We start from the raw sequence: 9,301 nt of genomic DNA, 5'->3' as shown, positions 1-9,301 counted from the left end.
GCCCCGCCCACCCGGGGCCGGCGTGCCCGGCACCAGCACCGCGGCGACCGCGGCGTCGGAGAAGAGTGCGTGCGAGACGATCTGCTGGGTGTCCAGCCTGGCCGAGGCCGGCTGGATGTGCAGACTGGTCAGCTCGGCGCAGAGCAGCAGGGCCGGCCGGCCCCGGGCGGTGACGAAGTCACCCGCCGCGCCCAGTCCGGGCAGCGCCGCGTAACAGCCCATGTGGCCCACGAACATCCGCTGCGTGTCCGGCGCCATGCCCAGGTCCCGGGCGAGCAGGATGTCCAGCCCCGGGGTGGCGTAACCCGTGCAGGAGCAGACCACGAACAACCCCACGTCACCCGCGTCGAGGCCGGCGGCGGTCAACGCCCGCCCCACCGCCTCCTTGCCCAGCGGCAGGGCCTCCACCTGGTAGCGCCGCATCCGACGCTCGGTCGGCCAGTCGGAGACGTCCTCCAACAGGGGGTTCACCGCCGCCTGCCGCCGGTCCACGCCGGAGTTGGCGAAGATCCGTTCGGCCAGCGCGCGGGTGGTGCCCGAGAAGTGCCGGGAGAAGAAGCCCTCCCACAACTCGGCCTGCGCGGCGCCCGGCGGTTGCGCCGTACCGAGACCCGCGATCACTGGCACGGCCATGTCCCCACCTCTCGTCCGGTTCTGCCTGCCCGACCTACCAACGAGGCGCCGATCCGTCCCGGTCCGGGTCACCGCCGAGCGCCGCCACGCCGAGCCAGTCGGCGCACACGTCGGAGGTGGCCGGGTGCAGCGAACCACAGCGGGCGTCCCGGTAGAGCCGTTCCAGCGGATGGCCCCGTCGGGTGGCCGACGTGCCCGCCGCCTCCAGCACCGACGCGGCCACCTCGGCCGCCGTCGTACCGGCCAGCAGCTTCGCACGCCACACCCAGCGGTTGGTCTCGGCGTCCCCCGGAGCCTCGTCCACCCGGCGGGCCGCCTCCGCCACGACCAGTCCGGCCGCGGCCACCGCCGCGTCCGCCCGACCGAGCCGGGCCCGCACCGCCGGCAGGCCGGCCAGGCCGCGCGCGTTCAGGTGCTCCGCAGCGGCGTCCAGCGCCGCCCGGGCCACTCCCACGTAGACGGCGGCGTAGCTCGCCACCAACCAGTGCGGCATCAGCTGGGCGACCACCAGGGCCAGCCCCTCCACCCCGCCGAGCAACCGATCGGCCGGCACGGTCACGTCCAGGTGCAGGTCGTGCGAGGCGGTGGCCCGCATGCCGAGCGAGTCCCAGGTCGGCTCGACGGTCAACCCGACCCCGGGCGGCACGAGAAACTGGGAGACCACCGACTGGTCACTGGCGCTGCGGGCGGCCACCAGATAGCCGTCGGCGTGCCCCGCGCCGGAGCAGAAGGTCTTCGCGCCCTTGAGGTGCCAGCCGCCGTCGACCGGCTCGTAGACGGTGCTGAGCTGCGACAGTCGGGCACCCGCGCCGCGCTCACTCATCGCGACCGCGTACCAGGAGCCCTCGGCCGCCGCGCGCAGCAGACGGTCCCGGGCGGCCAGCGCCTCGTCCGGCACGCCCAGCGCCTCGGCCAGTTCCTCGGTGACCGCGCCCAGCGCCCCGGTGACCGAGGCGTGCATGTTGAACACCAACGCGGTCGCGCCGTTGCCCCGGGCCAGTTCGGTGGCGACCGCGGCGTACTCGGCGAACGTCGCACCCGCGCCGCCCAGCCCGCGCGGGACCATCAGGCCGAACAGCCCGGCCTCGCGCAGCTCGGCGAAGTCCTCCACCGGGAACGAGCCGTCCTCGTCGTGCCGGGCCGCCCGCGCGGCGAACCGCGGCGCCAACCGCCGGGCCGCCTCCAGCGCGTGCACAGTCATGTCGTTCCCTTCTGTGGCTCTCTTCTGCCCCCACCCGGCCCGGTCATCCGTGCCGGACGCCGCGCCCCTGGTAGAGCACGGCCGTGGACCATGTCGGCTTGATCCGGGGTTCCCGGTGGAGCCGCCCGCCCGTGCCGCCGCGCAGCCGCCGCAGCAACCAGGCCGCCGTGCCGGACAGACTCGGTCGGATACCGCGTACGCGCAGGTGGACCCCGTGCCGGGCGGCCTCGACAACCAGTTGCCGGGCGTCCACGAACAACTGTGGATCGTGGATGCCCCGGGGGACCGTGGGCAGCCGTTCCCCGATCTCCACCGCGACCAACCGGGCCAGCACGGTGTCGTTGAGGGTGTCCAGCACCAGCAACCCACCGGGACGCAGCAGCCGGCACGCCTCGGCGACCGCCCGCCGCCAGTCCGGTACGTGCTCCAGCAGCTCGCCGGCGGCCACCACGTCGGCGCAACCGTCGGCCAGCGGCACGGCGGTGGCGTCCCCGACCAGCACGGTCACCCCGTGGTCGGCGGCCTGGTCCAGGGCGGAGCGGGTGAGGTCGACCCCGACGTGCCGGTAACCCTTGCCGGCCAGGTGCGGGGCCAACAGCCCGGCCCCGCAGCCCAGGTCGACCAGGAGGGCGCCGGGACGGGACGCGGGCGGCACCAGCGCGGCCCGGGCCCGGGCCAGCCAGTGGAGCATGGCGAACGCGCCGTCCGGTCGCCACCACTCGCCGGCCAGGTCGTCGTACTGACGGGGATCGTTACGGGGCAACAGGCGGGGCGGCGTGGGCACCGGACCGTTCCGCATGGACCGAGCGTGGCACGACTCCCCGGTAACGACCAGACTTCCCTTATGTCGTCGACGGTGTTAGGGCTGGTCAGGGCGAGCCACCCGGAACCGACGGCCGCGGTCACCGCGGTCGCCGGGCTGCTCGCGTGGGGGGTCGGGCACTCCCCCACCGGCCTGGCCCCGGTGGTCGGCACGGTGCTGGCCAGCCAACTCGCGGTGGGCTGGAGCAACGACACGCTGGACGCCGGCCGGGACGCCACGGTGGGACGTACCGACAAACCGGTCGCGGCGGGCCTGGTGCGGCGCCGGACCGTCGCGCTGGCCGCCGGCGTGGCCGCGACCGTCACCCCGCTGCTGGCGCTGGCCACGAACCCGACGGCGGCGCTCTGGGCGACGCTCGGCCTGGTCTCGGCGCTGCTGTACAACCGGCCGTTGAAGTCGACGCCGTTCTCGGTGCTGCCGTACGCGGTCTCCTTCGGGTCCCTGCCCGCCTTCGTGGTGCTGGCGCTGCCCGGGGCGCCGGCCCCACCGGTCTGGCTGGTCGCCGCCGCGGCGCTGCTGGGCGCCGGGGCGCACTTCGCCAACGTGCTGCCGGACCTCGCCGACGACGCCCGCACCGGGGTACGCGGGCTGCCGCACCGGCTCGGTCCGGCCGGCAGCCGGGTGGCCGCCGCCGGGCTGCTGCTCGCCGCGACCGTCGCCCTGGTCGCCGGGCCACCCGGGTCGCCGTCCTGGCTGGGCCTGTCGGCGGTCGCCGCCGCCGTCGTGGTGCCTCCCCTCGGCTGGTACGGCGCACGCGCCGCCGACCGCGCCGGGCGTCGCCCGGTGGCCGCCTTCCGGGCGGTGATGGTGGTGGCTCTGATCGATGTGGTGCTCCTGGTGGCGAGCGGCCGGGTGGTGTGACCGCCGCCCGGCCAGGTGGCGATACCGGGTCCGCGTGCGGCCGTCGATCAGCCCCAACTACGCTGGAGCGCGGTCTGCGCGGGTATGACCACCCCCGCGCCCGGGATACGGCCGGGTGGGGATCGTGACGAGGAGGACCGACGTGACGCGCTCGATCAGGGGTTCCCGGCGGGCGGCCCTGCTGCTGTCCGGCATGGCGGCGGCGACCGCCCTGCTGGTCACCGGTTGCGGTGCCGGCCAGGTGGCCGAGACCGCCAACAAGGAGCCGTCGATCCAGGGCGTCAACATCCAGACTCCGGACAACGACTACAAGGTACGCGGCCTCTACGTGGAGTACCCGGGCATCGAGGGCTACCGGGCCGGCGGGAACGCCCCGGTCAACGCGGTGGTCTACAACGACACCCGGGAGCCGGTCACGGTGACCGTCACCACCGACAGCGCGCGGGAGGTCGTGCTCACCGGCGCGGCCGGCTCGCCGAGCCCGACCGCCCCGGTGTCGCCCGGGTCGTCGCCCTCGGACAGCGCCTCCCCCTCGGGCAGCGCGTCGCCATCCGACAACGCGTCCCCCTCCGGCTCGGCCTCCGCCCGCCCGTCGGAGAGCGCCTCGCCGAGCCCGTCCGCGCCGGCCGGCGAGCGGGCCCGGTTCGAGATCCCGGCCCTGGGCTACCTCCAGTTGACCGTGCAGGGCGGCCGTCACCTCGAACTCGTCGGGCTGAACGAGAAACTGCTCGCCGGCCAGCAGGTCAACCTGACCTTCGACTTCGGCAACGGCAAGACCATCAGCACACCGGCCCCGATCGGCATTCCGCTGACGCCGGCCGCCCCGCCGTCGCCGATCGTGGAGCGCCACGGCGGCTACGAGGGCCAGGAGGAGGGCGGCTCCGGCCACGGCTGATCCTCCGCCCGCGAACTGCCGAAAACACCGCCGGCGTGGTGACCACCACGCCGGCGGTGTTTTCGTCACAGCGGAGGGATAGCGTCCTGGGGTGACCACCTCCCGATCGACATCGGCGCGCGGCGGCGCGGCGGGCACGTCCCGTGGCCGGGCGGCCCGCGAGCCCCGCCCGGCCTACGAGTGCGACGCCTGCGGCCACCAGCCCCCCAAGTGGGTGGGGCGCTGCCCGGAGTGTGGCGAGTGGGGCTCGGTGGTCGAGTGCACGGTCACCGGTCCGGTGGTCTCCGGCCGGGTGGTGAGTTCGCGGATGCCGGCCGAGCCGGCCCGCCCGATCGCCACCATCAGCGCCGCCCCGGCCCGGGCCCGACCCACCGGCGTCAGCGAGCTCGACCGGGTGCTCGGCGGCGGCCTGGTCCCCGGCGCGGTGGTGCTGCTGGCCGGCGAGCCCGGGGTGGGCAAGTCCACCCTGCTGCTCGACGTGGCCCAGCAGTGGGCCACCGGTGCCGGCAGCCCCTCGCTGGTGGTCAGCGGCGAGGAGTCGGTCAGCCAGGTCCGGTTGCGCGCCGAACGGATGGGCACCCTGCACGAGCAGCTCTACCTGGCCGCCGAGAGCGACCTGAGCGCGGTGCTCGGCCACCTCGACGCGGTCAAGCCGGGCCTGCTGGTGCTCGACTCGGTGCAGACCATCTCCACCACCGGCACCGAGGGGGTGCCGGGCGGGGTCACCCAGGTGCGGGCGGTCACCGCCGCCCTGGTCGCGGTCGCCAAGGAGCGCGGCATCGCCACCGTGCTGGTCGGACACGTCACCAAGGACGGTCAGGTCGCCGGTCCCCGGGTGCTGGAGCACCTGGTCGACGTGGTGCTGCACTTCGAGGGCGACAAGCACTCGTCCCTGCGGATGGTGCGGGGCGTCAAGAACCGCTTCGGCGCGGCCGACGAGGTCGGCTGCTTCGAGATGCACGAGGGTGGCATCAGCAGCCTCGCCGACCCGTCCGGGCTCTTCCTCACCCGCTACTCCGAGCCGGTGCCCGGCACCTGTGTGACGGTGGCGATGGAGGGGCGGCGGGCCCTGGTCACCGAGGTGCAGGCGCTGATCGGCGCGACGGTCGCCGGGTCTCCCCGGCGGACGGTCTCCGGCCTGGACGGCGCGCGGCTGGCCATGGTGCTCGCGGTGCTCCAGCGCCGCACCGAGCGGCTCACCCTGCACGACCGGGAGGTCTTCGCCGCCACCGTCGGCGGTATCCGGGTGGTCGAGCCGGCCGCCGACCTGGCCGTCGCCCTGGCGGTGGCGTCCGGCGGGCTGAACCTGGCCATCGCACCGCACCTGGTGGCGATCGGTGAGGTTGGCTTGACCGGCGAGGTGCGTCGGGTCGGGGCGGTCCCCCGCCGGCTGGCCGAGGCGGCCCGCCTCGGTTTCCGGGTGGCGCTCGTGCCGCCCGGCTGCGGGCCCGGCAGCACCGGCGTCACCCCGGAGAACATACGGGTGACGGAGGTCACGGACGTCCGATCCGCGCTCCAGGCTGTCGCCCGCGCATCCGCCGAGTGACCGACGGTGGCCACCGCCGCGGGGCCGACCCGGCTATCGCGAACAAACCCTGGCAGGCCCGACAAGCCGGAGGAACCCGACGCTGTGACACATCACAGTAACCACGACAGCACCCACCGCAGGGCAGTCCGTAGACTGTGCGCGTGCCGATCGACCGCGACACCACCAAGCCTGCCGGCGCGCCACCCCACGCCCGCGCCGGTGCCGTGGGCTCGCCCACCCGTCCGATCAGCGTGAGCGTCACCGGTGGGACCGGCAGCGCCGGTGACCCGCTGCGGGCAAACCTGGCCCTGATGGCACCCGGCACGGCGCTGCGGGACGGGCTGGAGCGAATCCTGCGCGGCCGGACCGGCGCGCTGATCGTGCTCGGCTACGACAAGGTCGTCGAGCAGATCTGCACCGGTGGCTTCCCGCTGGACGTCGAGTTCTCCGCCACCCGTGTCCGCGAGCTGTGCAAGATGGACGGCGCGGTGGTGCTCTCCAGCGACGGCACCCGGATCGTCCGCGCGGCGGTGCACCTGATGCCCGACCCGTCGATCCCCACCGAGGAGTCCGGCACCCGGCACCGCACCGCGGAGCGGGTGGCCCGGCAGACCGGCTACCCGGTCATCTCGGTGAGCCAGTCGATGCGGATCATCAGCCTCTACGTCAACGGCCAGCGGCACGTCCTGGACGACTCGGCGGCGATCCTCTCCCGCGCCAACCAGGCCCTGGCCACCCTGGAGCGCTACAAGCTGCGCCTGGACGAGGTCTCCGGCACCCTCTCGGCGCTGGAGATCGAGGATCTGGTCACCGTACGGGACGCGGTGGCCGTGGTGCAGCGCCTGGAGATGGTCCGCCGGATCGCCGACGAGATCGCCGGGTACGTGGTGGAGCTGGGCACCGACGGCCGGCTGCTCGCCCTCCAACTCGACGAGCTGATGGCCGGCGTCGACGCGGACCGCACCCTCGTCATCCGCGACTACCTCCCCGCCGGCCGCAAGTCCCGCACCCTGGACGAGGCGCTGGTCGAGCTGGACCTGCTCGGCGCCACCGAGCTGATCGACCTGGTGGCGGTGGCCAAGGCGATCGGCTATCCGGCCGCCTCCGACGCCCTGGACGCGGCGGTCAGCCCGCGCGGCTTCCGGCTGCTGGCCAAGGTGCCGCGTCTGCCCGTCGCGATCGTCGACCGGCTGGTCATGCACTTCGGCAGTCTCCAGCGGCTGCTCGGCGCCACCGTGGAGGATCTCCAGGCCGTCGAGGGCGTCGGCGACGCCCGGGCCCGGGGGGTACGGGAAGGGCTGTCCCGGCTCGCCGAGGCGTCCATCCTGGAGCGGTACGTCTGACCGCTCCCGGTCAGTTGGCGGCGATGGTGAGCTTCACCGGCTCGCTGAGCTTGGTGCCGACCCGGGCGAAGACCTGGTAGGCCCCGGGCGGTGGTGTCGGGCCGGCCGCCACCCCACCGGCGCACTTGGTGGCGTCCCGGCCGTTCCAGGTGAGCTGGTACATCCGCTCGAAGCCGGGGGTGAACGACTGCACGTCCGAGCCCTTGCCGGTGCCGCAGGTGTCCGACGACCAGACCGTCTCCGCGCCGGACTTGATGAACAACTCCTGGCGGTCGGCGCCGACGTCGCGGCTGCACGTGCGCTGGGACGTGTTCTTGACCCGCAGTTGCAGGTCGACCAACGCCCCGGGCTGGACGACGGAGGGCGACGCCACCGGCGTCACCGTGATCTCGGTGTCGGTGCAGGTGCCCTCGTCAGTGCCGGTGCCGGTGCCGGTGCCACTGCCGGTGCCGGTGCCCCCGACCGGCGCGACCGGCGGATCGACGGGCGCACCCGAGGTGCCCGGACCGCCCGGCGAGTCCGGCCCGGCCGACGGGAACGCGGAATCCGGGGTCGGCGACGCGCCTGTCGCCGACGGCGCGCCGGCCGGCGACGACGGCGTGGAATTCGCCCCCGGTGTCTTCGCCGCGTCCTCCGACCCGTTGCACGAATACAGCACGACGATGAGGAAGAGGAGCGCAGCTCCGAGTACGACGGCACGACGCCGCCAGTACACGGCGGATGGCAGGGGACCGACCGTCAGACGCATGATGCCTCCACCGTAGCGGCGCACCGGGTGGGGAACCGCCGCGACGCGCCGGACCGCGTCGTTCTCACCGGATCGACATTCCACTCACGACGGAGCGGCACCGCTCACAGATAGACTTTCCGCTGGTAGACGGCGTGCGCGCCGGCCACCCGGTCCAGGAAGAGCTGACCCGCGCAGTGATCGATCTCGTGCTGCAGGGCACGCGCCTCGAAGCCGTCGGTGACCAGCCGGACCGACTTGCCGGTGCCGGGCAACTCCCCCTCCACGACCAGTCGGCTGGCCCGCTTCACGTCACCGGTCAGGTCCGGCACGGACATGCAGCCCTCCCGGCCCGCCTTCCACCGGGTCGCCTCCACCACCCGCGCGTTGCAGAGCACGAAGATGCCGTGCACGGTCACCGCCTTCGGATGCCCGGTGACGTCCACCGCGAACACCTGGACGCCCACCCCGACCTGCGGGGCCGCCAGCCCCACGCAGCCGGGCGACACCCGCATGGTGGCGATCAGGTCCGCGGCGAGCCGGACGGTCTCCTCGGCGGTGGGGTCCACCGCGACGCCGGGACGGCTCAGCACCGGGTTCGGCGCGGTGACCACCGGGCGCACCGCGCCCGGCGGGGCGAGCGCGTCCGGGCACCAGTCGCCGAGGCCGGCGTACTCCTCGCTCACAGCAGATCCGGGTCGGCGGGCCGCAGGGAAACCTCGACGCCCAGGTCGGCCGCGGTCACGGCGAGCCGGCGGGCCAGCGCGTCGGCGACACCCGGCGGCAGGTCCACCTCGGCCACCACCACGTAGAGCGACCCGGTGAGCCGGGTGCTCAGGTCCGTGACGTTGCCGCCGGCCTCGGCGAGCACCCGGGTCATCGCCGCCACGATGCCCATCCGGTCCGCGCCGTGCACCGCCATCACGTACGGCTCACCGGCCGGCACCTTCTCGCCGTCGGGGCTGACCGCCCGTACGGTCGCCAGCAGCTGGCCGTCGGCGGCCAGCGACGCCAGGGCGGCCTCCACCTCGGCGGCGGCCGGACCGACGCAGATCAGGGTCATCGCGAAGTGACCCCGCAGCCGGGTCATGGTGGAGTCGGTGAGGTTCGCGCCGAGCCGGGCGAGCACCTCGGCGACGTCCCGCCCGATCGGGTGCCAGATCAGCACCTCGGCGTCGTCGGCCGCCACGACCGGCGTGCCGTCGATGGTGCGCAGCGCGCCGTCGGCGTACCCGCACGGCACCCCGTCGACCAGCCAGATCAGCCGCCGCCCGAGCGTGCCGACCAGCG

Annotated in this window: 9 protein-coding genes and 1 pseudogene; 4 read left to right on the top strand and 6 right to left on the bottom strand. The window is 74.5% G+C overall.

Annotated elements, in window-relative coordinates:
- The 3 genes and pseudogenes from E1165_RS26105 to E1165_RS26095 form a co-directional block, all read right to left on the bottom strand.
- Positions 1-633: pseudogene (locus tag E1165_RS26105) on the bottom strand (type III polyketide synthase); the annotation flags it as partial.
- A 34-nt stretch (positions 634-667) separates the two neighbouring features.
- Positions 668-1,834 (bottom strand): acyl-CoA dehydrogenase family protein, encoded by a 1,167-nt coding sequence (locus tag E1165_RS26100; protein WP_132394383.1) that lies wholly within the window; start codon positions 1,832-1,834, stop codon positions 668-670.
- 43 nt (positions 1,835-1,877) lie between these two features.
- On the bottom strand, positions 1,878-2,633 hold the full coding sequence (locus E1165_RS26095) for a bifunctional 2-polyprenyl-6-hydroxyphenol methylase/3-demethylubiquinol 3-O-methyltransferase UbiG (protein ID WP_132394382.1): 756 nt from the start codon (positions 2,631-2,633) through the stop codon (positions 1,878-1,880).
- A 45-nt stretch (positions 2,634-2,678) separates the two neighbouring features.
- Here E1165_RS26095 and E1165_RS26090 point away from each other — a divergent pair, with 45 nt between their 5' ends.
- From E1165_RS26090 to disA, 4 genes are all read left to right on the top strand, one after another.
- Positions 2,679-3,518: a UbiA family prenyltransferase gene (locus E1165_RS26090; protein WP_132394381.1), complete on the top strand. Its 840-nt coding sequence runs from the start codon at positions 2,679-2,681 to the stop codon at positions 3,516-3,518.
- A 142-nt stretch (positions 3,519-3,660) separates the two neighbouring features.
- On the top strand, positions 3,661-4,413 hold the full coding sequence (locus E1165_RS26085; RefSeq protein ID WP_132394380.1) for a copper chaperone PCu(A)C: 753 nt from the start codon (positions 3,661-3,663) through the stop codon (positions 4,411-4,413).
- A gap of 91 nt (positions 4,414-4,504) precedes the next feature.
- A complete protein-coding gene (gene radA, locus E1165_RS26080; RefSeq protein ID WP_132394379.1) occupies positions 4,505-5,959 on the top strand; it encodes a DNA repair protein RadA in 1,455 nt (484 codons plus the stop codon).
- A 143-nt stretch (positions 5,960-6,102) separates the two neighbouring features.
- Complete coding sequence (gene disA / locus E1165_RS26075) at positions 6,103-7,284, top strand: DNA integrity scanning diadenylate cyclase DisA (protein ID WP_132394378.1); 1,182 nt, start codon at positions 6,103-6,105, stop codon at positions 7,282-7,284.
- A gap of 10 nt (positions 7,285-7,294) precedes the next feature.
- Here disA and E1165_RS26070 read toward each other — a convergent pair whose 3' ends face one another.
- The 3 genes from E1165_RS26070 to E1165_RS26060 all read right to left on the bottom strand — a co-directional run bounded on the left by E1165_RS26070 (position 7,295) and on the right by E1165_RS26060 (position 9,200).
- On the bottom strand, positions 7,295-8,032 hold the full coding sequence (locus tag E1165_RS26070; RefSeq protein WP_132394377.1) for a hypothetical protein: 738 nt from the start codon (positions 8,030-8,032) through the stop codon (positions 7,295-7,297).
- A 104-nt stretch (positions 8,033-8,136) separates the two neighbouring features.
- Positions 8,137-8,697, bottom strand: coding sequence for a peptide deformylase (locus tag E1165_RS26065; protein WP_132394376.1), 561 nt, complete (start codon positions 8,695-8,697; stop codon positions 8,137-8,139).
- The gene (locus tag E1165_RS26060) at positions 8,694-9,200 is read right to left on the bottom strand and encodes a glycine cleavage system protein R (RefSeq protein ID WP_243704994.1); all 507 of its coding nucleotides are present in this window, start codon (positions 9,198-9,200) and stop codon (positions 8,694-8,696) included. The genes E1165_RS26065 and E1165_RS26060 overlap by 4 nt, the downstream gene beginning before the upstream one ends.
- Positions 9,201-9,301: the final 101 nt, after the last annotated feature.

The sequence above is a fragment of the Micromonospora sp. KC723 genome (assembly GCF_004348595.1).
In the GTDB taxonomy this organism is placed as follows: Bacteria; Actinomycetota; Actinomycetes; order Mycobacteriales; family Micromonosporaceae; genus Micromonospora.
This window is presented reverse-complemented; position numbering and strand designations above follow the sequence as displayed.

Bases quoted from the DNA above. Each gene is read 5' to 3' on its own strand.
- E1165_RS26100 (WP_132394383.1), bottom strand. From the start codon at position 1,834: ATGACTGTGCACGCGCTGGAGGCGGCCCGGCGGTTGGCGCCGCGGTTC.
- E1165_RS26095 (WP_132394382.1), bottom strand. From the start codon at position 2,633: ATGCGGAACGGTCCGGTGCCCACGCCGCCCCGCCTGTTGCCCCGTAAC.
- E1165_RS26090 (WP_132394381.1), top strand. From the start codon at position 2,679: ATGTCGTCGACGGTGTTAGGGCTGGTCAGGGCGAGCCACCCGGAACCG.
- E1165_RS26070 (WP_132394377.1), bottom strand. From the start codon at position 8,032: ATGCGTCTGACGGTCGGTCCCCTGCCATCCGCCGTGTACTGGCGGCGT.